We start from the raw sequence: 24,236 nt of genomic DNA on the forward strand, positions 1-24,236 counted from the left end.
CTCAGGCCAGCACGACCAGGCCCGCCCCGGCGGCGGCCACCACGGCTCCGGCCAGGCGCACCCGGTCGGCGAGCAGCAGGCGGCGTACGAGCGCGGGGGTGGGGCCCTCGCGGCCCAGCCGGCCGTGCGTGGGCGCGGCCGACACAGCGGTCGCACCGATCGCGACCGCCACGCCCAGGAGCGCCACCCAGCCGGCGGCGCCGGGCCCGTCGACGACCAGCCACGCCCCGCTCAGCACCAGCGCGGGGTAGAGCACCGCGACGAGCGGCGCGATGCGGCGGCTGTGCTGCTCGTGCGCACGGCCCCACTGCGGCTCGCCCGCCAGCCGGGCCAGCGCCGGGTAGACCAGCACGGTGACGGTGGCCTGGAAGCCCAGGTGCGCGGTCGTCACCAGGGCCAGCACCACCTCGGGCGTGCTCGCGGCGCTCATCGCGCGCCGACCAGCCGGCGCGCCGCCGACGCGGCGCGGTGGCCGCTGACCAGCGCGCCCTGCAGCGAGGCCGTGTCGCGGTGGTCGCCGCAGACCACCAGGGAGGGTCCGAGCACCTGCTCCTGGCGGTGGGCCAGGGGAGCGGGCTGCGCGGGCAGGGCGTCGCGCACCTCGTGGCGCGCCACGGTCTCCCAGCCCGTGCCGCCGGCCCCCAGCAGCTCGGCGGCGTGGCGGCGCATCGTGGCCTCGTCGGGCGCCGCCCGGTCCTCGCCCAGCAGCGCCGAGGCCTGCACGAGGTGCCGCCCCGCCGGTGCGTACGACGGCGCGGCGGCCGAGACCACGGCGGTGTTGACCAGCGGGCCGGTCGGACGGCTGCGGGCGTCGACGTGCAGCAGACCCGGGCCGGGCGAGACCTGGCCGGGCGGCACCGCCCACCAGTGGGTGACCACGCCACGGGTGCGGGTCGTCGGCAGCGCGGCGTCGCCGACCAGGCAGGAGGCGGCCGGCCCCGAGGTGGCCACCACCACGACCCGGGCGCGCACCGGACCGTCGTCGGTCTCGACCGTGGCGCCGACGTCGTCGTGACGCAGGGCGAGCGCCGCGCGTCCCAGCCGCAACCGCGCACCGAGCCCGCGGGCCAGCTGGTCGGGCAGCGCCTGCATGCCGCCGCGGGGCAGCGACGGCGTGCCGTCGAGGAACGCCCGGGTCAGCAGCAGCGCGAAGTGGTCGGAGGTCCCACCGGTGTCGTCGAGCACCACCCCGGCCAGGAACGCGTCGAGCACCCGGCGCAGGTCGCCGCGCACCCCGTGGTCGTCGAGGGCGTCGCGCAGCGACCGGTCGGCCCGGGTGGCCGCCGCACGCCGCACCAGGCCGCGGTGGTCGCGGGTCAGCAGCGGACGGCCCCACCGGGCCGCCGCGGGCGCGCCGCGCAGCAGCCGCAGCGCTCCGCGCAGCGTGGCCGGGAGCAGCCCCGGCTCGCGACGCGGGTCGGCCACCCGCACGGTGCCGCGGTCGAGGCGCGCGGCCACCCCCGCCGGCAGGGGCTGCAGGCCCAGCGCCGCGGTGTCGACCCAGCGGCGCACCGCGGGGTAGGAGGGGTTGAGCAGCTGGAAGCCGCGGTCGACCGTGTAGCCGTCGACGTGCTCGGAGCGCACCCGGCCGCCGACCGCCTCCGCGGCCTCGAGCACGACCACGTCGAGCCCCGCGCCGACGAGCTCGCGGGCGCACTGCAGGCCGGCGAGCCCGGCGCCCACGACCGCGATGTCGACGGGGGCGGGCCCGCTCACGCGTGCGAGCGCGGCGCGCGGTCGACGTACGCGACGACCCGGTTGAACAGGGTGGTGACCGAGCGCAGGTCGGCCATGCCCGGCCCGGGCTCGTCGGCGAGGTGGTAGAGCGTGGCGGGGGCGCCCGGCGCCCCGGCGTCGGCGGCGACCCGGGCGCAGACACGCGCCGCGTCGCGCACCGCGGCCGGCTCGACGGTCCAGGCCGACTCGAAGATCTTCTCGCGGTTGGGGACGTCCTCCTGCCCGGGCAGCTCCCACGCGGTCAGGGCGATGGGCAGGTCGACGCTGTCGACGACCACCGCCCACTCGCGACGCATCGGGGCATCGACGGCCAGCGGCACCCGCACGGGGCGCCGGATGCTGCTCGTCGACAGGTCGGGCACGTCGTCGAAGTCCGCGAAGACGTACGTCGAGGCGGCCACCCGCGCCAGCTCGTCCCACCGGTGCTCGGCGCGCTCGAAGTTGCGCTGCACCTGGAACAGCCCGAAGAGGTGCGCGCGGTCGGCGCGGGCCGCGAACTCGTCCTCGATCGCCCACGACAGCGCCAGCAGGGTCGACTTGGTGAGCCGGTGCGCGTCGAGGTACGGGTGCCGGCGGCGCAGCTCGGCCCACACCGAGGGCGTGCGGGGCTCGGCCTCGGCCTGCACGGCCCGCACCGCCTGCTCGATGGCCACGTCGAGGCGGGTGCCCGCGTCGCGGCTCTCGAGCACCCGGCGTACGGCGTCGACGTCGGTCTCGAGGTAGCGCCGGTGCCCGCTCTCGAGACGCTGCGGCACCGGGAAGCCGTGGCGCTGCTCCCACATGCGCAGCGTGGCGGGGGAGACGCCGGTCTGGTCGGCGAGGTCGCCGATCGACAGGCGGGCGTCGTGGGCGGTGGGCGGCTGCGTCATGTCGAGAGCATAATACTCAACAGGCTGTTGAGGAAACTGTGGAGATCAGCGCGGGAAGAACTTCTTCCTCGCCCACAGCGAGACGTAGACCAGCGCCACCAGCACCGGCACCTCGATCAGCGGCCCCACGACGCCGGCCAGGGCCTGGCCCGACGTGACGCCGAAGACCCCGATCGCCACCGCGATCGCCAGCTCGAAGTTGTTGCCGGCCGCGGTGAAGGCGAGGGTGGTGGTGCGCTCGTAGGTCATCCCCAGCGCCATCGCGAAGAGGAAGGAGCCCGCCCACATCAGGGCGAAGTAGGCCAGCAGCGGCAGGGCGATGCGGGCGACGTCGAGCGGCTGGCTGGTGATCGTGTCGCCCTGCAGCGCGAAGAGCACCACGATCGTGAAGAGCAGGCCGTAGAGCGCCCACGGACCGATGGCGGGCAGCAGCCGGGCCTCGTACCACTCCCGGCCCTTCGCCCGCTCGCCGAGCGTGCGGGTCAGGAACCCGGCCAGCAGTGGGATGCCGAGGAAGATCAGCACCGAGACCGCGATCGACCAGACCGAGACGTCGAGGCCGCCACCGGCGCCGTCGTCGCCGAGACCCAGCCAGCCGGGCAGCACGTCGAGGTAGAACCAGCCCAGGCCGGCGAAGGCGACGATCTGGAAGACCGAGTTGATGGCCACCAGGATCGCGGCGGCCTCGCGGTCGCCGCAGGCCAGGTCGTTCCAGATCAGCACCATCGCGATGCAGCGCGCCAGGCCGACGATGATCAGGCCGGTGCGGTACTCCGGCAGGTCGGGCAGCATCAGCCAGGCCAGCGCGAACATCAGCGCCGGCCCGACGAGCCAGTTGAGCACGATCGAGGCCACCAGCAGCCGCCGGTCGGCGGTGACGTGGCCCAGCTCGTCGTAGCGGACCTTGGCCAGCACCGGGTACATCATCACCAGCAGGCCGATCGCGATCGGCAGCGAGACCGAGGCCACCTCGACCCGGGCCAGGGCGTCGTCGAGGCCCGAGACGCTGCGGCCCAGCAGCAGTCCGGCGGCCATCGCCACCAGGATCCACACCGGCAGGAACCTGTCGAGGGTCGAGAGCCGGGCCACGACCGCGTCGTCGGGGGCCTGCTGCTGGGTGGTGCTCATGCCGGTGCTCCTGCGGTGGTGGTGGCGGGGGTTGCGACGCCCGTCGGGTCGACGAGCGGGTCGGGGACGGCGGCGAAGAGCGTCAGGAACGCCTGCATCGCCTCGGGCCGCACCCGGTAGTAGACCCACACGCCCCGCTTCTCGCGGTGCAGCAGGCCGGCGTCGTGCAGCACCTTGAGGTGGTGGCTGATGGTGGGCTGGGAGAGGTCGAAGGCCGGCTGCAGGTCGCACACGCACGCCTCGCCGTCCTGGTGCGAGAGCACCAGCGAGAGCAGGCGCAGCCGCACCGGGTCGGCGACGGCCTTGAGCATCGGGGCGATCGCGGCGGCCTGCTCGGCGCTCAGCGGCTCGCGGGCCAGCGGGGTGCAGCCGGCCAGGGGGTCGTCAGGGGCGCATCCGGACATCGACATGCATGAATAGTGACATGCGTCGATGTCTTGCGGGTGAACGGGGCGGGTCAGGCCTGGTGAAGGTAGTGGTCGAGCTGGTCGCGCTCGAAGGTGAGCTGGTCGATCTTGTGCTTGACCACGTCGCCGATGCTGATGATGCCCACCAGGGCACCGGCCTGGCGCACCGGCACGTGGCGGATGCGGCGCTGCGTCATCAGCTGCATCACCGTGTCGAGGTCGGTGTCGGGCTCGGCGCACTCGACCACCGGCGTCATGATCGCGCCGACGGTGTTGTTGACGACCGTGCCGTCCTGGGCCAGGCGGCGCACGACGTCGCGCTCGCTGACGATGCCCTCGATCGCGCTGCCGTCGCTGCTGACCACGACCGCGCCGATGTTGTGCTCGGCCAGCAGCGCCACGAGCTCGCGCACGCCCGCCTCGGGGGAGATGGTCACGACGCCCTCGACGCCGTGCTTGTCGCTCAACAGGTCCGCGATCTTCATCTGCCTGCACCTCCGTGACCGTGGGGCGTCGGCGTCGACACCCGCTGTCTCGACCGTACAAGTGTGAGCGGCCTCACGCACGAGACCTGCCCAGGTCGTGGACGTGCGTTCGGCAAAAACTCCTGGTCAGGACTGGTCGTTGCCCCGGCGCCCGCGCAGCGGCGAGACCGAGCCCGGTCCGCTGCGCGGCCAGTCGGGGTCCTCGCCGCCGTCGTGGTCGTCGGGCAGCGAGCCGAGGAAGGTCAGTGCCGCCTCGTGCAGGTGGGAGTTGGTGGCCAGCGCGTTGCCGCCGAACGGTCCGTCGTTGCCGTCGAGGCTGGTGAAGCGGCCGCCCGCCTCGCGCACGATCACGTCGAGGGCGGCCATGTCGTAGACCTCCAGCTCGGGCTCGGCGGCGATGTCGACCGCCCCCTCGGCCACCAGCATGTAGGACCAGAAGTCGCCGTAGGCGCGGGTGCGCCAGCAGCGGCGCATCAGCCCGACCATGTCGTCGAGGCGCCCGCGCTCGTCCCAGCCCGAGAGCGAGGAGTAGGACAGCGAGGCGTCCTCGAGGCGGCGTACGTCGGAGACCTGCATGCGGGTGGCCTTGAGCAGCGAGCGGCCGGTCCACGCGCCGTTGCCGGACGACGCCCACCAGCGCCGCTGCAGCTGGGGCGCGGAGACGACACCGAGCACCACCTCGTCCTCGACGACCAGCGAGATCAGGGTCGCCCACACCGGGACGCCGCGCACGAAGTTCTTGGTGCCGTCGATCGGGTCGATGATCCAGCGGCGCTGGCTGTTGCCGGTGGTGCCCTGCTCCTCCCCGGTCACCGCGTCGCGCGAGCGCACCCGCGACAGGGTGCGCCGGATCGCCTCCTCGACCGCCTGGTCGGCGTCGGTGACCGGCGTGAGGTCGGGCTTGCTCATCACGTGCAGGTCGAGCGCCTTGAAGCGCGCGGTGCTCAGCGAGTCGGCGTCGTCAGCCAGCAGGTGGGCCAGGCGCAGGTCGTCGGTGTAGTCGTGCGCAGGGGTCGCGTCGGAGGGCACGGGCACAGGCTAGTGGTCGGAGGCCGAGCGGGCGGCCAGCAGCCGCCGGAAGGACGTCACCCGGTCGGGGTCGGCCGTGCCGGCCTCGACCGCCTCGTCGAGCCCGCACTCGGGCTCGTCCTCGCCGTGGGTGCAGCCGCGGGGGCAGCCCTCGGTCATCTCGTCGAGGTCGGGGAAGGCCTCGATGAGGTGCTCGGGCTCGACGTGGGCCAGGCCGAAGGAGCGGATGCCCGGCGTGTCGACGATCCAGCCCGCCTCCGCCTCGGAGCGGCCCGGCAGCGGCGGCAGCCGCAGCATGTACGCCGACGTGGAGGTGTGCCGGCCGCGGCCGGTGACGGCGTTGACGTGGCCGACCTCGCGGTGCGCGTCGGGCACGAGGGCGTTGACCAGCGTCGACTTGCCCACGCCGCTGTGCCCGACCATCACGCTGACCTGCCCGGCCAGCCGCTCACGCAGCTCGTCGAGGTCGCCGCCGCGCTGGGTCACCACCCAAGGCACGCCCAGGGAGCGGTAGGTGGACAGCAGCACCTCGGGGTCGGCGAGGTCCGACTTGGTCATGCACAGCAGCGGCGCCATCCGGGCGTCGTACGCCGCCACGAGGGCGCGGTCGAGCAGCCGGGGGCGGGGCTCGGGGTCGGCGAGCGCGGTGACCACGACCAGCTGGGTGGCGTTGGAGACGATCACCCGCTCGACCGGGTCGTCGTCGTCGGCGGTGCGGCGCAGCACCGTGCTGCGCTCGTGCACCTCGACGATGCGCGCCAGGGAGCCGTCGTCGCCGGTGGTGTCGCCCACGACGCGCACCCGGTCGCCGACCACGACGGCCTTGCGTCCCAGCGGCCGGGCCTTCATGGCGGTGACGGTGCGCTCCTCGACCAGCAGCGTGTAGCGGCCGCGGTCGACGGTGACGACCAGCCCGTCGAGGGCGTCGTCGTAGGTGGGGCGCTCCTTGGTGCGGGGGCGGGTGCGCCGGCGCGGGCGCTCGTAGTGCTCGTGGTCGTGGGTCGAGTAGCGACCGCGCACCGGGCTCACCGCCGCCTCAGCCCCGCTCGTCCGCGGTCGGGCCCAGGAGCCCGGACCAGAAGGAGGCGAAGTCGGGGAAGGTCTTGCCGGTGGTGGCCACGTCCTCGACCAGGACGCCGTCGACGCCGGCGCCGACGATCACCGCGGCGTGCGCCATCCGGTGGTCGGCGTAGGTGTGGAAGACCCCGCCGTGCAGCGGCGCCGGGCGCAGGCTCAGCCCGTCGGGGTGCTCCACGACGTCGGCGCCCAGCGCCCCGAGCTCGGCGGCCAGCGCGGCCAGGCGGTCGGTCTCGTGGTGGCGGATGTGCGCGATGCCGCGCAGGTGGCTGGGGCCCTCGGCCAGCGCGCACAACGCCGTCACCGCGGGCGCCAGCTCGCCCACGTCGTGCAGGTCGTAGTCGATCCCCTGGAGGCGGTCGGGGCCGGTGACCCGGAGGCCGCGCCCCGAGCTGGCGTCGGGCACCTCGACCATGGCGACCTCGCAGCCCATCAGGGCCAGGATCTCGCGCAGCGCGTCACCGGCCTGCGTGGTGCTCGTGGGCCAGTCGCGCACCGTCACGGTGCCGCCGCTGAGCGCGGCCAGCGCCAGGAACGGCGCGGCGTTGGAGAGGTCGGGCTCGATCAGGTGGTCGACGGCGCGCACCGGGCCGGGCGCCACCGACCAGCGGTTCGGCGAGGAGTCGTCGACCTCGACGCCGTGCGTGCGCAGCATCGCGGTGGTCATGTCGATGTGGGGCTGCGAGGGCACCGGCTTGCCGTCGTGGCGCACGTCGACGCCGTGCTCGTAGCGCGCCCCGGCCAGCAGCAGCGCCGAGACGAACTGGGAGGAGGCCGAGGCGTCGAGCACGACCGTGCCGCCGCGCACCGACCCGTGCCCGCGCACGGTGAAGGGCAGCGCGCCCCGACCTGCGTCGTCGACGTCGACGCCCAGGCCGCGCAGGGCGGTGAGCACCTCGCCGACCGGGCGGTTGCGCATGTGCGGGTCGCCGTCGAAGGCGACCTCACCATCGGCGAGCGCGGCGACCGGCGGCACGAAGCGCATCACGGTGCCGGCCAGGCCGCAGTCGACCTCGGCGGGCCCGCTCAGCGCGCCGGGGCGCACCTGCCAGTCGTCGCCGTCGGTGTCGACGTGGGCACCCATCGCGCTCAGCGAGCGCGCCATCAGCGTCGTGTCGCGCGAGCGCAGCGCCCGTCGTACGACGCTCGGGCCGTCGGCGATGGCGGCGAGCACCAGCGCCCGGTTGGTCAGCGACTTGCTGCCCGGCAGCGAGAGCGTCGCCGAGACGGGGCCGCGCGCCCGGGGCGCGGGCCAGTGCTCGGAGGGGGCGGGCCGGGGGTCGGTGGCTGCGTCGGGCACCCGCGAAGACTACCGACCCCGGGCCGGGCCCGGACCCTCAGCCGACCGGGGACTTGGCGCGCGCGAGGCGGGCCTCCTGCTTGGCGGCGCTGGCCAGGTGGTGGGCCTCGCGGCGCGCGTCCTTGCCGGCGTGCCGGGCGCGCCAGGCCATGCCGGGCCGGCCGTCGGTGTCGCCGCTGGCGACGAGCAGGCCGCCGATGATGGAGAGGTTCTTGAAGAACGCCATCTGCTGGGTGCGCTTGGCCTCGGGGTCGCTCTCGCTCCAGAAGGCGTGCGCGGCGACGGTGCTGGGCACCAGCGAGGCGGTGAGCACGCCGGCCGAGAGGCGGGGGGCGCGCCCGGTCGCCAGCGCCAGGCTCGCGGCGATCTGCACGCCGGCGTTGATGCGCACCAGCGTGGCCGGGTCGTCGGGGATGACGCGGGCCTGCGGCACGGCCTTCTTCGCGGCTGGCACCACCTTGTCGGTCACCGTCGCGGCCTTGGGGGCCAGGTCGTCGGTGTGGCGCAGGGCGTTCTGGGCGCCGTACAGGATGCCGGCGGCGATCAGGGGACGGGCGAACATGCGGCTCAGGGACATGCGCCCCTGTCTACACGAACCGACCGGCGCTGAGGTCGCCTCCCGGGGTGAGGGCGCGACTAGGGTGGAGGCCATGTGCGGCAGGTACGCCTCGAGCCGTCGGCCCGAGGACCTCATCGAGGAGTTCGAGATCGACCAGCCGCGCATCGCGGCCCCGCTGGAGCCCGACTACAACGTCGCGCCCACCAAGGAGGTCTACGCGGTGGTGCAGCGGCCGCCTCGCGCTGCCGACGAGACCGGCGGTGCCGACCCCGAGCCGGAGCGCCAGCTGCGCGTGCTGCGCTGGGGACTGGTGCCCTCCTGGGCCAAGGACCCCTCGATCGGCAACCGGATGATCAACGCGCGCAGCGAGACCGTGGCCGAGAAGCCGGCCTTCAAGCGGGCCTTCGCCCGGCGGCGCTGCCTGCTGCCGGCCGACGGGTACTACGAGTGGTACCCGACCTCGCAGACCACCGCGGCCGGGCGGCCGCGCAAGCAGCCCTTCTTCATCCGCCCCACCGACGGCGGGGTGCTGGCCATGGCCGGGCTCTACGAGATCTGGCGCGACCCGACCCGCGACGACGACGACCCCGACCGGTTCCGCTGGACCTGCACGGTGCTGACGACCGAGGCCGAGGACTCCCTGGGTCGCATCCACGACCGGATGCCGATGATGGTCGAGCGCGAGCGCTGGGCCCAGTGGCTCGACCCGACGACCACGCCCCGGCCCGCCGACCTCGAGGCGCTGCTCAGCCCCGCCGCCCCCGGTCGGCTCGAGGCCTACCCGGTCGCACCGCTGGTCAGCAACGTGCGCAACAACGGTCCCGAGCTGGTCACGCCGCTGCCGCTCGACGACCTGCCCGACGGGGTCGCCGAGGAGCTCGCTGGCGACCTGGTCGGCGCCCGGCCCGAGGGAGCGTCATGAGCAGCCACGACGAGACCAGCAACGAGACCAGCACCGAGGTCAGCACCGTCGAGACCCCGCACGGGCCGGGCCGGCTGGTCGTCACCCCCGCCACCGACGAGGGGTGCCGGCTGCTCCTGAGCCACGGCGCCGGGGTCGGCATCGACACCCGCGACCTCGAGGCCCTGACCGCGGCGCTGCCCGCCAACGGCATCACCGTGGCCAGGTTCGAGCAGCCGTGGCGCCTGGCCGGGCGCAAGGTCGCCTCCCCGCCGCCCACGCTCGACGACGGCCTGCGCGCGGCGGCCGCGGCCCTCGAGTCGTCGCGGCCCACGGGTACGCCGCTCGTGGTCGGCGGGCGCTCCGCCGGGGCCCGCTCGGCGGCCCGGTGCGCCCGCGACCTCGGCGCGGCCGGCTGCCTGGCGCTGGCCTTCCCGCTGCACCCGCCCGGCAGGCCCGAGCGCTCGCGGCTCGACGAGCTCACCGGCTGCGGCGTACCCACGCTGGTGGTGCAGGGGGAGCGAGACACGATGGGACGGCCCGAGGAGTTCCCCGACGAGCTGCCCGCCGACGTGGTGCTCTCGGTGGTGCCCGGCGCCGACCACGGGTTCGCGGTGCTCAAGCGCAGCGAGCTGACGCAGGAGGAGGCGCTCGCGGTGCTCGTCGAGACCACCTTGGAGTGGCTGGTGCGCGACGTGGTGGGCAGCAGCGCCGACGGCCGCGGCTGAGGGGTCTCCCGGCGCCGGGAACATCCGGTCGTCCTCGCTGGTTCCCCCTGCGTGATGGCCCTGCTCGAACCGACCGCACCGCGGCTAGGCTGGGACTCGATGAGCGACACCACCGAGTCCCCGGCCCCCGTGCCCGCGGACCTGCCCCCTGACGACGCCTCGCCGACCCCCGAGGTCGTCGACCGCGACACCGAGACCGACACCGAGCGGTCCGCGCGCTTCGAGCGCGACGCGCTGCCCTTCCTTGACCAGCTCTACTCGGCGGCGATGCGGATGACCCGCAACCCCGCCGACGCCGAGGACCTGGTGCAGGAGACCTTCGCGAAGGCCTACTCGTCCTTCCACCAGTTCAAGCCCGGCACCAACCTCAAGGCCTGGCTGTACCGGATCCTGACCAACACCTTCATCAACACCTATCGCAAGAAGCAGCGCCAGCCGCAGCAGTCGATGGGTGAGGACGTGGAGGACTGGCAGCTGCACCGTGCCGAGTCGCACACCTCCTCGGGGCTGAAGTCCGCCGAGACCGAGGCGCTCGAGCACCTGCCCGACTCGCAGGTCAAGGACGCCCTCCAGCGCCTGCCCGAGGAGTTCCGCCTCGCGGTCTACCTCGCCGACGTGGAGGGCTTCGCCTACAAGGAGATCGCCGAGATCATGGACACCCCCATCGGCACGGTGATGTCGCGGTTGCACCGCGGCCGCCGTCAGCTGCGCGACATGCTGTCCGACCACGTACGCCGCAACGACCTGCTGCCCGCCTCGACGGTGCCGGGGGAGGTGTCATGACCAGCAACGAGACCCCGTCCCAGGAGGACCGGCCCCACGACGAGCACCACCACGACGAGGTGTCGGCCGAGGAGTGCGTCGACTTCCTCGAGCGGATCGTCTACTTCCTCGACAACGAGCTCGACGCCTCCGACTGCGACGCCGTGCGCCTGCACCTCGACTCGTGCAACCCGTGCCTGGCGAAGTACGACCTGCAGCGCACCGTCAAGCAGATCGTCGCCCGCTCCTGCTCGGAGGCCGCGCCTGCCGAGCTGCGCGAGCGCGTGATGATGCGCGTGCGCCAGGTGCAGGTGGAGATCACCGAGCGCTGAGCCATCGACGGGCGGCTCCGCTGACGAACGTGCCCCAAATGGGCTAGACGCCCTTTACTTTGGCATCGCCAAAATGGGGCACAACCACCTTGACTTTACTTTAGCTCTCTGCTCGCCCCCCTAGCGTCACGCACCTGTACATCGGTGCAAGGGGGGATCTGATGGCGTCACGTCGTGCAGCACGTGCCTCGGACAGGGGAGCGGCGGCAGTCGAGTTCGGACTGGTCGCGCTCGTCCTGTTCACCCTGGTCTTCGGGATCCTCCAGTTCAGCTTCTGGTTCTGGTCCTGGCAGGCGGCCGGTCACGCGGCCCGCGAGGCCGCCCGGGTCGGCGCCGTCGACCCGTGCGACTCGGCGGCGGTCCAGGCTGCCGGGGCCAAGGCCCTGGAAGGCGTCCCGACCGGCACCGGTGCCACGGTGACCGCGACCAAGGCCGCTGGCGCGGGCGTCGGTGACGAGATCACGGTCACCGTCACCTTCGACAGCATCGACATGGGGTTCTTCCCCTTCTTCGACCCGTTCATCGACAAGTCGGCGACCTCGCGCATCGAGAACGTGCCGGCCGGCGGGTGCGGGTCATGAGCACCCGCCGGGCCCTGCGCCAGGGCACGCGCGACGACCGCGGCGCCGTCGCGATCCTCTTCGCCGTGCTCGCCGTGGTGCTGCTGGGGGTCGGGGCCTTCGCGGTCGACCTCGGCCAGGCCTACGCCAAGAAGTCGCTGCTCCAGACCGACGTCGACATCGCCGTGATGGCCGCCGTCGCCGAGCTCGACCAGGAGGTCGGCTGCAACAGCGAGGTCGTCAGCGCCGCCGAGGACTACCTGACGCGGGCCGGCAACGCCGTGCCCGGCCAGTACCCGATCGACCTCGGCGGTGCCCCCGGCGACCAGGACGGCTTCATCCGCTGCCCCGGTGACTGGAAGGTCGAGCTGTGGGCGCCCCGCTCGGAGGTGCCGCTCGGCCTGGGCCGCGTCCTGTCCGACGACGACAGCTTCGACGTCGCGGCGCGGGCCGCGGCCCAGGTGCGCTCGCCCGGAGCCGGTGGCGTCCTGCCGTTCTTCGGGGTGCAGGGCTGCGACTACGGCGCGCAGACGATCCGCGACGACAGCGGCCCCACCACCACCTCGGCGCCCGTCCCGGCCCTGGACCCCGACTCCAGTGATCACAACAAGGCGACCTTCACCCTCAGCCCGACCTCGACGCCCGAGGGCACGTCGTCGATGACGCTGACGCTGTCCGGGAAGTCCCTCGGCAAGGTCGACGGCGTCGGGTTCACCGGTGCCGGCGGCCCGCCGTACCACCACGTGGTCGCTCCGTCGACGACGAGCAAGGACACCATCACCGTGCAGGTGCCGTCGGCGGTGCTCGACGTGCCCGATGTCTGGTACGTCCGGGTGCTGGAGGATGGCAAGTGGTCGGAGCTGGGTGGGGCCCAGCGGTTCACGGTCGGGGAGGACAAGCTCTACTGCGACACCTCCCTGGAGGGGAACTTCGGCACCATCGACGTGCCGCGCTCGGACTCCAACAGCTTCACGCTCGAGCGCAACATCATCCTCGGCGTCGAGCCGGCCCTGGCGCTCCACCCGAGCCCGTCTGGCGAGTGCAGTGGCAAGCCCGGCAGCGTGGAGTCCAAGAGCGCGCCCGTCGACGGCACCAACTGCCTGGCCAGCGAGCCCGGACTGAAGATCTCGGCGACGAACGCCGGCCTGGTCACGGGCAAGGGCGGCCTGCCCGGTCGCCTCGACGCCGCCTCGACCAGCGGCTGCAGTCGCGGCGGAGACGACAGCCGTACCGCGGCCGAGGTGCTCGGCAAGCACATCAACGACGACCTCCTGAGCTGCTACATCGTGAACGGCGCGCACCTCAGCGACCTCGTCGCCGGCAACGCGGTGGGCACCGCCGCGCTCTCGGCCGACATCTTCGCCTCGCCGCGCTTCTTCTGGATCCCCATCGTCGACACCGACCCGGCCACCGGCAAGAAGTCCTGGCCGATCGTCTCCTTCCGTCCCGGCTTCATCACCGACCAGGCCCTGTCCGCCACGCGGGCGGCACCAGGCTCCATCGGCGCACTCAACGGCCTCGTCACCGAGCCGTCCGGCATCCGGGAGGTGCGCGTCGTGCTGTTCAGCCAGGACGCGCTGCCGCCCACCGCACCGGCGGTCGGCGACGAGGTCGCCTACACCGGCTCGGGCACCAAGGTCCTGGTCCTCGTCGCCTGACGACGCGGCCAGCCACCCCACCCATCCCGCACCACGATCGAAGGACACTCTCATGGCACGACGAAGCATCCTCTTCGGGACCGCCTTCCTGATCGCCGCGCTCGGCGCCACGATGGTCCTCCTCTACGTCCAGGGCATCGAGACCCGGGCGACGGCTGGCCAGGACCGGGTCGAGGTCCTCGTCGCCACGGAGACCATCGAGGCGGGCGAGTCCGTGGCCGACGCACAGGCGGCTGGCAAGCTCGCGAAGGACGAGGTGCTGCGCGACGACCTGGTCGACGGCGCCCTGGCCTCCTCCGCCTCCATCGACGACGAGGTGGCCCTGGCGGCCATCTACCCGGGCCAGCAGATCATCGGCCAGCAGTTCGGGGCTCCCGGGTCGGGCGAGACCCTGACGATCCCCGAGGACCGGCTGGCGATCAGCGTCGAGCTGACCGACCCGGCGAGGGTCGCGGGCTTCGTGGCCCCCGGCTCGCGGGTGGCCATCTTCGCCTCGGGCGACCCGGAGGTCTACAAGCCCGACGGCACCACGCAGAAGCTGGCGCCCTACACCCGGCTGCTGCTCCCGGACGTGGAGGTGATCGGTGTCGGCGCCACCTCGATGGCGGCGCGGACCACCACGACGGAGGAGGGCGAGCAGACCACCGAGCAGATCCCCCGGACCATCCTCACGGTCGCGGTCGACCAGGAGCAGGCCGAGCGGGTCATCTACGCCTCCCGCAACGGCGACCTGGCCTTCGCGCTGCGCACCCAGGAGTCCAAGGTGAAGAGCAACCGGGGCGTCACGGCCCGCGACATCATGCCGGAGATCTTCGCCGGGAGCGCGTCGTGACCGCCGTGGTCGAGCAGGACACCGCCCTGGTGGACCTGTGGCACGAGGCGCTCGGTGTCGCCGCCACCGCACTCGGCACGCTCGAGGAGCTCGACCGGCACCTCGCCGCACACCCGCACGAGCAGGTCGTGGTCCTCGGGACCTCGGTGGCCCTGGCCGATGCGACCCGCTTCGCCGAGCAGCAGCGGCTGCTGCGGCCGTGGCTGGCCGTGGTGCTGGTCCGGGGCGACATCGACACCGCGGTGCTGACCGAGGCCCTCGGCGCCGGCGTCCGCGCCGTGGTCGACGTCTCCGACGTCGACGGGCTGGTCGGCGCCGTGGCACGGGCCAGGGACCTGGCCCAGCGCTCCGCCGGCGTCGCGCCGGCGCCGGTCGCACCCGGTCCGGCCGAGGCGGGGCTGGTCGTCACCCTCTTCTCCGTCAAGGGCGGGGTCGGCAAGAGCCTGGTGGCCACCAACCTGGCCGCTGCGCTGGCCGACGAGGGCCGCACCGTGTGCCTGGTCGACCTCGACGTCACCTGCGGCGACGTCGCCATCCTGCTGGGTCTCACCCCGGCGCACACCCTGGCCGACCTGGCCCGCCTCGACGGCGAGATCGACCCCAGCGGGGTCCGCTCGCTGCTGACGAGGCACTCGGAGCGGCTGTCGGTGCTGGCCGCGCCGATCCACCTCGGCGAACGGGTGCCGGTGGATCCGATCGGCGACGTGCTGCGCACCCTGGCCGGGATGTTCGACGTCGTCGTGGTCGACACCGGCGGCACGTTCGACGACGCCGCGCTGCAGGCGCTCGACCACTGTGACCTGCTGCTGCTCGTCGGCACGCCCGACATCCCCTCCCTCAAGAGCCTCAAGCTGGCCACCGGGACCCTCGACCTGCTCGACCTGCCCCGGGACCGCTGGCGGCTGGTGCTGAACCGCACCGACTCCAGGGCCGGGCTGGCGGCCTCGGAGTTCGAGTCCACGCTGGGCCTGCCGGTGCTGGTCGACGTGCCGGCCCACCGGGCCGTGCTCTCCTGCGTCAACCGCTCCGAGACCATCGTGCGCTCGCACCCCGGCCACGCGGTCGCCAAGGCGCTGCGCTCCCTGGCCGCCGCGACGGGCGCCGAGGCCGATGCGCGCCGTGGCTCCGTCGCACCGACCGCCTCGCACCGCGTCGCTCCGCGCCGGCTGCGCCGTACGAAGAAGGTGGGCTGACATGTCTCTCGCAGATCGTCTCCAGCTCGTCCGCGACCGGGACACGTCCCCGCCGCGCGGCGCCCCGGTCGAGCGGGCCGGCGACCAGCCGGCACCGCGGGCCGCCGCCCCGCGACCGCGGGTGGGCCGCGATCCCTTCGCCGACCTCAAGCGGATCGTGCACGCCGAGCTGGTGCGCAGCTTGGGCCCGAAGCTGTACGACGCCGACACCACGCAGAGCGAGCTCGAGCAGCAGGTGCGGGCGGCCCTGCAGGTGGCGGTGGCCGCCACCGAGCGGCCGATGTCGGGCACCGACCGCACCCGTCTGACCCAGGAGATCGCCGACGACATCCTCGGCTACGGTCCGCTCGAGCCGTTCCTGAGCGACCCGGCGCTGACCGAGGTGATGGTCAACGGCCCGGAGGACATCTGGGTCGAGCGCGACGGGCACCTGACGCCGGTCGACGCGGCCTTCGCCGACGAGGCGCACCTGCGTCGCACCATCGACAAGATCGTCGGCAAGGTCGGTCGCCGCGTCGACGAGGCCAGCCCGATGGTCGACGCCCGGCTGCCCGACGGCAGCCGCGTCAACGCCGTCATCCCGCCACTGGCGCTCGACGGCTCCAAGATCACCATCCGCAAGTTCGCCCCCGACCCCTACACGGTCGACGACCTGGTCGCCTTCGGCACGCTCTCCGCCGAGTCCGCGATCCTGCTCGAGGCCTGCGTGCGTGGGCGGCTCAACGTGCTCGTCTCGGGCGGCACCGGCGCCGGCAAGACGACGACGCTCAACGTGCTGTCGTCCTTCATCCCGCACGACGAGCGGATCGTGACCATCGAGGACGCGGCCGAGCTGCGGCTGCACCAGGACCACGTGGTGCGCCTCGAGTCCCGCCCCGCCAACATCGAGGGCAGGGGGGCGGTGACGATCCGCGACCTGGTGCGCAACTCGCTACGCATGCGCCCCGACCGCATCGTCGTCGGCGAGATCCGCGACGCGGCCGCCCTCGACATGCTGCAGGCGATGAACACCGGCCACGACGGGTCGCTGTCGACCGTGCACGCCAACGGACCGCGAGACGCGCTGTCCCGCGTCGAGACGATGGTGATGATGGCCGGGCTGGAGCTGCCGGTCCGCGCCATCCGCGAGCAGGTCGCCAGCGCCGTCGACATCGTCATCCAGCAGTCGCGCCTCAAGGACGGCTCCCGCCGGCTGACCTCGGTCACCGAGGTCGCGGGCATGGAGGGCGACGTGATCACTCTGCAGGAGGTCTTCCGCTTCGACTACTCCGCGGGCTGGGACGTCGACGGTCGGGCGCTCGGCCGGCTGCGGTCGACCGGGCTGCGTCCGCGGTTCCTGGAGCGGCTCGCCGAGCGGAACGTGCACGTCGACCCGATGCTCTTCACCGGGGCGGTGCAGTGATGGGCATCCTGGACCTGCGGCCGGTGCTCGTGGGGCTCGCCGGCGTGCTGGTGTGGGCCGTCGCCCCGCCCGCCCCCGCCGAGGCGCAGGAGCCCTTCGAGGGGATCGAGATCGAGCTCGTGGAGACCGACGACGACGGGACGGTGTCGGTGCTCCTGGGGGTCGGGCCCGATGCGGCACCTGAGTCGGTCGAGCAGCTGGCGCTGCAGGTCGATGGCCGGGCCGTGGAGGTGGTGGTCGAGCCCGTGGTCGCGGGCACCGTGGAGCGCACCACCGTGCTGGCCCTCGACGTCAGCAAGAGCATGCGCGGCGCCCCGCTCGCAGCAGCGCGCGACGCGGCGCTGCGATTCCTCGAGACCGTGCCCGACGACGTCCGTGTGGGCCTGGTGACCTTCGCCGGCTCGGTGCGGCAGCCGGTCGCCCCGACGACCGACCGCGACGCCGTCGCCGAGGCCGTGGGGGCCATCGTCCTCGGGGCGGGCACCCGGCTCCACGACGGGGTCGCGCGGGCAGCCCGCGCCACCGGGTCGGAGGGCGCCCGCTCGGTGCTGCTGCTCTCCGACGGACGCGACCGAGGGAGCAGGCTCGACGTGGGACGGGCGGCCACCGTCGTCGCCGGCACCGGGGCGGGCATCGACGCGGTGGCCCTGGAGCAGCGTCCGCGCGACCGTCGGCTCCTGGGCGAGCTCGTGCGCGAGGCGGGGGGCACGGTGGTCGACGCCACCGACGAGAGCGCGTTGTCCGGCCTGTTCGCGGCCGAGGCCGACGCTCTCGAGCGCCAGGTGCTGCTCTCCTTCACCCGTCCGGCCGGCGTCGCCGGCGAGGTCACCCTCGCCGTGCTCGACCCCGCCTCTCCCGGTGCTCCTCTGGACTCGGCGCTGGTGTCCCTCGGCAGCGTCGCGGTCCCCCCGGCCTCCGTGTCCGAGACCTCCACGACGGTGAGCCGAACCGCGTTCCTCGTCGGCCTCGGTGGCCTCGGCCTGGGGCTGCTCGTGGTCACCGCCGTCGCCCTGGGGGCCGCACGCGGGCCGACCCGGGCGCAGTCCCAGCTCGCGGCGTACCTCGGCACCGCACCCTCCGAGTCCGCCGGCTCGGGGCTGAAGGCCTCGGCCGTCGGCCTCACCGACCGGTTGGTGCGCCCCGACCTGGAGCAGCGCGTCGCCCGCCGGCTCGCCGGCGCCGGCCTCGAGGTCACGGTGGCCGAGTGGTTGCTGCTGCGGGCCGGGCTGGTCCTGGCCCCCGCCGCCCTCGGCCTGGCGCTGGGCGGGCCGGTCCTGATGGTCCTCGGCCTCGCCTCCGGTGGTGTGTTGCCCGAGCTGTGGCTGCGTCGCAAGCACAGCAAGCGGCTGGCGGCGTTCGGCGCCCAGCTCGCCGAGACCCTGTCGCTGATGGCGGGCGGTCTCTCTGCCGGCCTCTCGGTCGCCCAGGCGATCGACACCGTGGTCCGGGAGGGCCAGGAGCCGATGGCCGGCGAGCTGCGCCGGGCACTCTCGGAGCACCGCCTGGGCGTGGGCATCGAGGAGGCCCTCGACTCGGTGGCCGAGCGGATGGGCAGCGACGACTTCGCCTGGGTGGTGATGGCCATCCGGATCCAGCGCGAGGTCGGCGGCAACCTGGCCGAGCTCCTGACCACCGTCTCCGAGACCCTGCGCGAGCGCGAGTTCCTGCGCCGCCAGGTGCGGACCCTGTCTGCCGAGGGACGGCTCTCCGCCTGGATCCTCGGGTGCCTGCCGGTGGCGATGTTCCTGTTCCTGTTCTTCACGCGCGGCGAGTTCGTCCGCCCGCTGTACACGACCGGGGTCGGTCTGGTGCTGCTGGCCACCGCCGGCATGCTGCTGGCCCTCGGCTCGTTCACGATGTCCCGCATGGTCAAGGTGGAGGTCTGAGATGTCCCCGATGCTGCTCCTTCTCGGTGGTGCCCTGATGCTCGTGGTGGCCGGCACCCTGGCGCTGTCCGTCGTCGGCGCCCTCAGCGTCGAGCGCGCCGCGGTGGGTCGCTCCGTGGCGCTCGTGCACGCGCTCGACGCGGCCCCTGACGCGCTGCGGTCGGAGGTGCAGCGTCCCTTCAACGAGCGGGTGCTGGCGCCGCTGGGCGACCGGCTCGTCGGCCTCGGCCGCAAGGTCGTGCGCGCCGGCACGGCCGAGCGGCTGCAACGGCGGCTCGACGTGGCCGGCAACCCGACGGGGTGGGACGTCTCGCGGGTCATCGGCACCAAGGTGCTGGGAGCCGGGCTGCTCGGCGTCCTGGCACTGGCCTGGGGCCTGTCCAGCGGCCGGTCGCCGCTCTCGGTCCTGGCAATCGTGGCGGCCGGCGGCGCCTGCGGCTACGTGCTGCCCAACATCCTCCTCTACAACGCGGGGCAGAAGCGGGAGTCGCTGATGCAGCGCGAGCTCCCCGACTCGATGGACCTGCTCACCATCTCGGTCGAGGCGGGCCTCGGTTTCGACGCGGCCGTGCACCGGGTGGCCCAGCAGACCACCGGCCCGCTGTCGCAGGAGCTGCACCGGCTGATCCAGGAGATGCAGCTCGGCGTCGGTCGCACCGAGGCGATGCGGGCGATGGCCGAGCGGACGACGCTGGCCGACCTGCGCTCCTTCTGCCTGGCCATGGTCCAGGCCGATCAGCTCGGTGTCCCCGTCGGCAAGGTGCTGAGGATCCAGAGCCGCGAGATGCGTGTGAAGCGCCGCCAGCGGGCGGAGGAGAAGGCGATGAAGGTGCCGGTGCGGATCACGGTGCCGCTGGTGCTCTTCATCCTGCCCTGCCTCTTCATCGTGGTGCTCGGCCCGGCCGGGATGAGCATCGCGAAGGTGTTCGCATGAGTGGGGGGCGAGTCGGGCACGGAACGGCTCCCGAGACCGAGGCCTGGCGGCTGGGCGTCCTGGTGCGGGTCTGTGCCCTGGCGCTCCTCGTCGGGCAGCTGCTCGCCGAGCGGGTGCTGCTGTCCTCGCTCGACGCCGTGGTCACGCTGGTCGCCCTCGCCATCACCGTCAGCGTCCTCGACCGGGCGCCTCGCGCCCTGGGGAGCACCTGGTACGGCCCCGTCGAAGGAGCCGTCACCGCGGGCGTGGTCCTCCTCGTCGGGCACGGCGCCGAGCCGCTGCTCGTGGTCCTGGGGGTCCCGGTGGTGCTGGCCGGGCTGCGCCGTGGCTACCTCGCCGCGGTCCTCACCTGGGCCGGCGCCATGACCGCCGGAGGAGCGACCTACCTCGCGGCCCCGACCGAGGAGGTCGTGCCCGGTGAGCCCGCGGCCCTGGTCCTGTGGACCGTGATGGGCCTGGGCGCCGGCCTGGTCGCCGCGACCCGTACCCGGTCGCGGCGCGCCGTGCTCGACTCCCGTGCGCCGCACGCCGCGGCCCACCAGCTCGTCCAGCAGCTTCACGGTCTCGTGCACGAGCGCGGCCTCGACGTCGACGTGGACGTCCTGGCCCGCGAGCTGCAGGTCACGGCCTGCGACCTCGTCGGAGCGGACCGGTCCTCGCTCTGGGTCCTGGACGAGCAGGGCACGCCCCGGCTGCTGTCCTCCTGCGGCCACGTCGGTGAGCGCGACGAGGCGCAGGCCCGGCTGACGGTCGGTTCCGCCCGCCCCCGGTCGGTCGACAGCCAGGTCTCGCTACCGCTGAGCGCCGGTGAGCTCGTCTTCGGTGCGCTCGTGCTGTCCGACCTCGAGCCCTCCGTCCCGGTGGACGCCGACCTGGTCCAGGAGCGCGTCGGCCCGCTCGCCCTGCGCCTCGACACCGCGCTGCTGGCTGGCTCCATCCGCAGCGGTGCCACCCACGACGAGCGGCAACGCCTGGCACGCGAGCTGCACGACGGGCTGGCGCAGCGGACTGTGGCTATCGGCTACCTCGCCGAGGAGCTGGTGGACCTCGCCGACTCGGCCGAGCTGGCTCGCACCGCCGACGAGCTGCGCGACGAGGTCGCCAACCTGACCCGCGAGATGCGTTCCTCCGTCCTCGACCTGCACCACGACCTCGTGGGTGACGCAGGCGTGGCCGACGCCATCGGTGGCTGCGTGCGCCGCATCGCCGCGCGCCGAGGCCTGCGGGTGCACGTGCTCCTCGAGGAGACCGGACCGCGCCTGGCGCCCGAGCTGGAGCTGCAGGTGCTGCGGATCGCGCAGGAGGCCGTCGCCAACGTCGACCGGCACGCGCGGGCGAGCACCCTGTGGCTGACGCTGCGCCGGCACGGCTGCACGCTGCGCCTCGAGGTCGAGGACGACGGCGTCGGTGGCGCTGCTCCCCGCCCGGGACACCTGGGCCTCGAGTCGATGCGCCAGCGGGCCCGGCAGCTGGGCGGCGACCTCACCGTCGGCGAACGACCCGGGGGCGGCACGTGCGTCGTGCTGGTCACGCCGGGCGACCACCGCGAGACCATCACCAGAGGAGACGACCGTGCGTGTGCTGCTGATCGATGACCACGAGCTGATCAGGCAAGGCCTCTCGCGGGTCTTCGAACGCTCCGGCGACGACGAGGTCGTGGGTCAGGCCGGCTCGGTGGCCGAGGGCCTGGCCATGGCGGCGGTGCTCACGCCCGACGTCGTGGTCACCGACCTCGAGCTGCCCGACGGCAGCGGCTTCGACGTCGTCCGTCGGCTGCGGGCCGCCAGCGACACGATCGGGCTGGTGGTGCTCACGATGCACCGCGGCGACGAGGCGGTGCTGGCCGCGTTGGAGGCCGGGGCCTCGGCGTTCCTGACGAAGGAGACGCGCGGGACCGACGTGGTCGCTGCCGCACACCGCGCGGCGCGCTCGCCGCGCGCCTTCGTGGCGCCCAGCCTCGCGGGAGCGGTCGCTCGTGGTGCTGCGGGGGCCGGTGCCCGGCTCACCCGGCGCGAGCAGCAGGTGCTGCAGCTCGTCGCCGAGGCCGAGGGCACGGCCGGCATCGCGCGACGGCTCTACATGGGGGAGTCCACCGTGAAGACCCACCTCAACCGGATCTTCCGCAAGCTGGGCGTCTCGAACCGCACCCAGGCGCTGGCCGCCGCCCACCGCCTGGGGCTGCTCCTGGACCACGCCCCGAGCCCCGGCTGACACTTCCCACCCGACCCGCCCGAGCCGCGCCCACCTCTCCCGGGGCGCGGCTCGAGTGCGTCCGGGGCAGGGGCTGGGACAAGGACCGGGGCAGGGTCGCGGACATGGCCCGAAATGACTACGTCGCCGGGTACCGGAGTTGGACTACCGGGCCCCCGGACCGCGGGAGTCTGGAAGCACCAAAGGAACCCCGGACGGGGGACCAGCACCCGGCACCGGACCCTCCGGAGCCCCATCACCTCAGGAGAACCCCATGATCGAGAAGCTGCAGCTCATGACCCTCGTGTTCATCGGCGACCTCAAGGAGAAGCGCTCCGAGCGCGGCGCCACCGCGGTCGAGTACGGCCTGATGGTCAGCCTGATCGCGCTGGCGATCATCGGGGTCGTCACCATCCTCGGAACCACTCTCGCGGGCGAGTTCCAGACGGTCGTGGACGCTCTCTGACGTCACTGATCAAGGCGACCGCACCGGTCGCGTCATGACAGAGCCCCCGGACACAGGGTCCGGGGGCTCTGTCATGCGTGTTGCTGGCGCGCTGTCAGGCGTTGGGGCGCTTCCCGTGGTTCGCGCCCTTCTTGCGACGAGCGCGGCGCTTGCGGCCGGTCTTGCCCATGGTGTTCTCCTCCGAATCGCGGTCGACCCGTGGCTGGGCCAAGGGTCAGTCTCTCAAATGACGGTCCCGGGCACGAATTGACCCCCGCCGAGCCGGGCTCTTGTGACTGATGTGTGGGTCATGTTCGGCCGGGGAGGGTTGGTCGGTGTCCGCCGAGGGTGAGCATGAGCAGGGCGATGAGGGCGTCGGGGTCTTTGAAGCCGAAGGCCATGCGGGTGCGCAGGCGGATCTTGGTGTTGACCGACTCGGTTCGTCCGTTCGAGAGCCCGTGGGTGATCGCGGCGATGATTGGTTCGCGTTGACGGCGCACGGTGCGCTGCAGGTCGACCATGTGCGGGATCCGGGAGGCTGCGGCTGAGCGGCACCAGGCGTCGAGTGCATCGGGGGCCTCGTGGGCGGGGAGCTTGAAGACCAGCCGGAGGCCTTCTTTGAGGAGGTAGGCGCGGTAGAGGCGGGTGTCGTTGACCGCGAGCCACTCGAGCTTGGCTTGTTGGCGCTCGGTGAGGTTCTCGGGGTTCTTCCACAGCGAGTACCGCACCCGGGTCAGCGCCTGGACCCGTTCGGCTCCCAGGTGGGGCGGGTCGCTGGCGGCGGGGCGCCCGCGTCGGCGTGGGTTGGCCCGCAGTGCGGTCTTGGCCTCACGCCATGCCTGCAGGCGCAGCTCACCGAGGGCGTCGTTGGCCCACTTCACTACGTGGAAGGGGTCGGCGACCTGGACCGCGGCCGGACAGTTCAGGGCCACCACGTCGGCGATGTACTTGGCTGAATCGGCCGAGACGTGGGTGATCTGGGCGCACCGCTGCGGTCCCAGGGCGGTGAAGAAGGACTGCAGGGTGGCCTTGGTCTGGCCCTTGCCGGCCCACACCAGCCGGCCGGTGTCGTGGTCGACCACGACCATCAAGTACAGGTGTCCGCGCCGGTAGGAGACCTCATCGATCCCGATGCGTGAGAGCCCGGCGAGCTGGTCGACCGTGCCGCCGGTATCGGCCCAGACCCGGGCGATGATCGACCCGACGGTGCGCCAGGCGATGCGCATCAGCGCCGTGGCTGCGGTCTTGGAGGTCTGGGTGGCCAGCCACGCCACGGTGTCGTCGAAGTTGCGGGTGTGCCCGGCGTCGTGGCGTGAGCGTGTCAACTTTTCTGTGTAAGGCGGCCGATCTCTTTACTTTGAGTTGGGCTTACAGGTGGGGGTTGATGCGGTCGGGGTAGGCGATCGCGAGTTGGGCGAGGGCCTGCTTCCAGTTCGTGACGACCTGTCCTTCGACGAGGCGGCCTTGGGCCTTGCGCTCCTTGCCCTTCTTGCCGCGGTCCCGGTCTCTGTCGCGGGCTCGTTTGTCCTCGATGGTGCAGATCGCCAGCCACAGCAGCTTGACCGCGGCGTCGTCGCTGGGGAAGTGACCGCGGTTCTTGGTGACCTTCCTGAGCTGGTAGTTCAGCGACTCGATGGAGTTGGTGGTGTAGATGACGCGGCGCAGCTCGGGTGGGAACGCCAGGAACGGGGTGAACCGCTCTGAGTGTGCCAGTCTGAAGTGGCCCCACTTGGAGCCGTAGTGCTGGCTTGAAGTGGCCCCACCCTCGACCTACTTGTCCCCGTACTTTCGTGCCCGTCTGCCAAGGCGAGTCACGAGAGAT

At 73.2% G+C, this 24,236-nt stretch carries 25 protein-coding genes and 2 pseudogenes; 14 read left to right on the top strand and 13 right to left on the bottom strand.

What is annotated here, in order from left to right; translation table 11 throughout:
• Position 1: 1 nt before the first annotated feature.
• From QWJ41_RS15615 to QWJ41_RS15660, 10 genes are all read right to left on the bottom strand, one after another.
• On the bottom strand, positions 2–430 hold the full coding sequence (locus QWJ41_RS15615) for a hypothetical protein (RefSeq protein WP_302709323.1): 429 nt from the start codon (positions 428–430) through the stop codon (positions 2–4).
• A complete protein-coding gene (locus tag QWJ41_RS15620; protein WP_302709324.1) occupies positions 427–1,716 on the bottom strand; it encodes an FAD-dependent oxidoreductase in 1,290 nt (429 codons plus the stop codon). Before QWJ41_RS15620 ends, QWJ41_RS15615 begins: the two co-directional genes overlap by 4 nt.
• A complete protein-coding gene (locus tag QWJ41_RS15625) occupies positions 1,713–2,606 on the bottom strand; it encodes a DICT sensory domain-containing protein (protein WP_302709325.1) in 894 nt (297 codons plus the stop codon). The genes QWJ41_RS15620 and QWJ41_RS15625 overlap by 4 nt, the downstream gene beginning before the upstream one ends.
• Positions 2,607–2,651: 45 nt before the next feature.
• Complete coding sequence (gene arsB / locus QWJ41_RS15630; RefSeq protein WP_302709326.1) at positions 2,652–3,734, bottom strand: ACR3 family arsenite efflux transporter; 1,083 nt, start codon at positions 3,732–3,734, stop codon at positions 2,652–2,654.
• On the bottom strand, positions 3,731–4,144 hold the full coding sequence (locus tag QWJ41_RS15635; protein WP_302709327.1) for an ArsR/SmtB family transcription factor: 414 nt from the start codon (positions 4,142–4,144) through the stop codon (positions 3,731–3,733). The genes arsB and QWJ41_RS15635 overlap by 4 nt, the downstream gene beginning before the upstream one ends.
• Positions 4,145–4,191: 47 nt before the next feature.
• Positions 4,192–4,626, bottom strand: coding sequence for a CBS domain-containing protein (locus QWJ41_RS15640; protein ID WP_302709328.1), 435 nt, complete (start codon positions 4,624–4,626; stop codon positions 4,192–4,194).
• A 126-nt stretch (positions 4,627–4,752) separates the two neighbouring features.
• Positions 4,753–5,655: an inositol monophosphatase family protein gene (locus tag QWJ41_RS15645; protein WP_302709329.1), complete on the bottom strand. Its 903-nt coding sequence runs from the start codon at positions 5,653–5,655 to the stop codon at positions 4,753–4,755.
• 9 nt (positions 5,656–5,664) lie between these two features.
• Positions 5,665–6,684: a ribosome small subunit-dependent GTPase A gene (gene rsgA / locus QWJ41_RS15650; protein WP_302709330.1), complete on the bottom strand. Its 1,020-nt coding sequence runs from the start codon at positions 6,682–6,684 to the stop codon at positions 5,665–5,667.
• 7 nt (positions 6,685–6,691) lie between these two features.
• Positions 6,692–8,032 carry a 3-phosphoshikimate 1-carboxyvinyltransferase gene (gene aroA / locus QWJ41_RS15655; protein WP_302709331.1) on the bottom strand — a complete coding sequence of 447 codons (1,341 nt, stop codon included), beginning with the start codon at positions 8,030–8,032 and terminating at the stop codon, positions 6,692–6,694.
• Positions 8,033–8,069: 37 nt separating this feature from the next.
• Positions 8,070–8,609: a DoxX family protein gene (locus QWJ41_RS15660; RefSeq protein ID WP_302709332.1), complete on the bottom strand. Its 540-nt coding sequence runs from the start codon at positions 8,607–8,609 to the stop codon at positions 8,070–8,072.
• 73 nt (positions 8,610–8,682) lie between these two features.
• On the opposite strand from QWJ41_RS15660, the gene QWJ41_RS15665 reads away from it, so the two are divergent.
• The 14 genes from QWJ41_RS15665 to QWJ41_RS15730 all read left to right on the top strand — a co-directional run bounded on the left by QWJ41_RS15665 (position 8,683) and on the right by QWJ41_RS15730 (position 22,435).
• Positions 8,683–9,513, top strand: coding sequence for an SOS response-associated peptidase (locus QWJ41_RS15665; protein WP_302709333.1), 831 nt, complete (start codon positions 8,683–8,685; stop codon positions 9,511–9,513).
• Positions 9,510–10,220: an alpha/beta hydrolase family protein gene (locus tag QWJ41_RS15670; protein ID WP_302709334.1), complete on the top strand. Its 711-nt coding sequence runs from the start codon at positions 9,510–9,512 to the stop codon at positions 10,218–10,220. The genes QWJ41_RS15665 and QWJ41_RS15670 overlap by 4 nt, the downstream gene beginning before the upstream one ends.
• A 99-nt stretch (positions 10,221–10,319) precedes the next feature.
• On the top strand, positions 10,320–11,003 hold the full coding sequence (locus tag QWJ41_RS15675) for a sigma-70 family RNA polymerase sigma factor (protein WP_302709335.1): 684 nt from the start codon (positions 10,320–10,322) through the stop codon (positions 11,001–11,003).
• A complete protein-coding gene (gene rsrA, locus QWJ41_RS15680; RefSeq protein ID WP_302709336.1) occupies positions 11,000–11,314 on the top strand; it encodes a mycothiol system anti-sigma-R factor in 315 nt (104 codons plus the stop codon). The genes QWJ41_RS15675 and rsrA overlap by 4 nt, the downstream gene beginning before the upstream one ends.
• A 161-nt stretch (positions 11,315–11,475) precedes the next feature.
• Complete coding sequence (locus QWJ41_RS15685) at positions 11,476–11,895, top strand: TadE family protein (RefSeq protein ID WP_302709337.1); 420 nt, start codon at positions 11,476–11,478, stop codon at positions 11,893–11,895.
• A complete protein-coding gene (locus QWJ41_RS15690) occupies positions 11,892–13,532 on the top strand; it encodes a TadE/TadG family type IV pilus assembly protein (RefSeq protein WP_302709338.1) in 1,641 nt (546 codons plus the stop codon). Before QWJ41_RS15685 ends, QWJ41_RS15690 begins: the two co-directional genes overlap by 4 nt.
• Positions 13,533–13,584: 52 nt before the next feature.
• Positions 13,585–14,364, top strand: coding sequence for a Flp pilus assembly protein CpaB (cpaB, locus tag QWJ41_RS15695; protein WP_302709339.1), 780 nt, complete (start codon positions 13,585–13,587; stop codon positions 14,362–14,364).
• A complete protein-coding gene (locus QWJ41_RS15700; protein WP_302709340.1) occupies positions 14,361–15,557 on the top strand; it encodes a CpaE/TadZ family protein in 1,197 nt (398 codons plus the stop codon). The genes cpaB and QWJ41_RS15700 overlap by 4 nt, the downstream gene beginning before the upstream one ends.
• A 1-nt stretch (position 15,558) precedes the next feature.
• On the top strand, positions 15,559–16,959 hold the full coding sequence (locus QWJ41_RS15705) for a TadA family conjugal transfer-associated ATPase (RefSeq protein WP_302709341.1): 1,401 nt from the start codon (positions 15,559–15,561) through the stop codon (positions 16,957–16,959).
• The gene (locus QWJ41_RS15710) at positions 16,959–18,845 is read left to right on the top strand and encodes a type II secretion system F family protein (protein ID WP_302709342.1); all 1,887 of its coding nucleotides are present in this window, start codon (positions 16,959–16,961) and stop codon (positions 18,843–18,845) included. Before QWJ41_RS15705 ends, QWJ41_RS15710 begins: the two co-directional genes overlap by 1 nt.
• Positions 18,846–18,855: 10 nt before the next feature.
• Positions 18,856–19,779: a type II secretion system F family protein gene (locus tag QWJ41_RS15715; RefSeq protein WP_302709343.1), complete on the top strand. Its 924-nt coding sequence runs from the start codon at positions 18,856–18,858 to the stop codon at positions 19,777–19,779.
• Entirely contained in the window at positions 19,776–21,374 is a 1,599-nt protein-coding gene (locus QWJ41_RS15720; RefSeq protein ID WP_302709344.1) for a sensor histidine kinase, read from the top strand. Before QWJ41_RS15715 ends, QWJ41_RS15720 begins: the two co-directional genes overlap by 4 nt.
• Entirely contained in the window at positions 21,352–21,990 is a 639-nt protein-coding gene (locus QWJ41_RS15725) for a response regulator transcription factor (protein WP_302709345.1), read from the top strand. The genes QWJ41_RS15720 and QWJ41_RS15725 overlap by 23 nt, the downstream gene beginning before the upstream one ends.
• A gap of 253 nt (positions 21,991–22,243) precedes the next feature.
• Positions 22,244–22,435, top strand: coding sequence for a Flp family type IVb pilin (locus tag QWJ41_RS15730; protein WP_302709346.1), 192 nt, complete (start codon positions 22,244–22,246; stop codon positions 22,433–22,435).
• 94 nt (positions 22,436–22,529) lie between these two features.
• Here the strand turns inward: QWJ41_RS15730 and QWJ41_RS22395 are convergent, their stop codons facing one another.
• The 3 genes and pseudogenes from QWJ41_RS22395 to QWJ41_RS15740 all read right to left on the bottom strand — a co-directional run.
• Positions 22,530–22,604: a 50S ribosomal protein bL37 gene (locus QWJ41_RS22395; RefSeq protein ID WP_369797015.1), complete on the bottom strand. Its 75-nt coding sequence runs from the start codon at positions 22,602–22,604 to the stop codon at positions 22,530–22,532.
• A gap of 118 nt (positions 22,605–22,722) precedes the next feature.
• Positions 22,723–23,766: pseudogene (locus QWJ41_RS15735) on the bottom strand (ISL3 family transposase); the annotation flags it as partial.
• A 16-nt stretch (positions 23,767–23,782) separates the two neighbouring features.
• Positions 23,783–24,115 (bottom strand): annotated as a pseudogene (locus QWJ41_RS15740) (transposase); the annotation flags it as partial.
• Positions 24,116–24,236: the final 121 nt, after the last annotated feature.

The sequence above is a fragment of the Nocardioides cremeus genome, from assembly GCF_030518195.1.
Taxonomy (GTDB): Bacteria; Actinomycetota; Actinomycetes; order Propionibacteriales; family Nocardioidaceae; genus Nocardioides; species Nocardioides cremeus.